Here is a 534-nt window from a genome sequence, read left to right as displayed (position 1 = left end):
ATTCTAATTGCATCTTTCTCCGTAATACAATTCTTTCCCAGAATATCATACCTAGTTGAATTATCTCTGTAGCTAACTAGACACCAGACAAAAGTTTTCACCTGAATATTATGTCTTTTCAGTATTTCATGAAAATTTTTATCATGGATGGCTTGTTCTGTTACCGGATATATAATATAATCTCCCTTTGTAAAAAAAGGTAAACCAGAATCAGTCCAGTTTTCATCTTTCTTCAATCCATCCCTTACTACATTAGGTAAATCATCTTTGTACATCTTTATGTAGTATTTGTAACCGCCATTATTCCAATTGCAATCCAGACTATAGTTCAACGTCATATTGTATTTTTCAAGAATGGCTTTAACTTCAGGCTCAGTTGTTCCATTTTCAAATTGGATGAGAAAACCAGCTATTTTCGGCTCTCTATCCGTGGGAATTCGCATAAACCCATAAAATAATACTACAAGAATTAAAAGAACGATAAAAAAAGCCATTTTCTTTTTAATTTTATTCATATACTTTACCCCTAAAAAA

Annotated in this window: 1 protein-coding gene; it reads right to left on the bottom strand. The window is 31.5% G+C overall.

Going from position 1 to position 534, the window contains the following annotated elements; translation table 11 throughout:
- The coding region (locus ASJ81_RS15030; RefSeq protein ID WP_095645094.1) for a UPF0228 family protein at nucleotides 1-515 on the bottom strand (515 nt) is incomplete at its 3' end.
- Nucleotides 516-534: the final 19 nt, after the last annotated feature.

The sequence above is a fragment of the Methanosarcina spelaei genome (assembly GCF_002287235.1).
Taxonomy (GTDB): Archaea; Halobacteriota; Methanosarcinia; order Methanosarcinales; family Methanosarcinaceae; genus Methanosarcina; species Methanosarcina spelaei.
The sequence above is the reverse complement of the archived record's forward strand: the minus strand, read 5'-3'. Positions and strand labels throughout refer to the sequence as shown.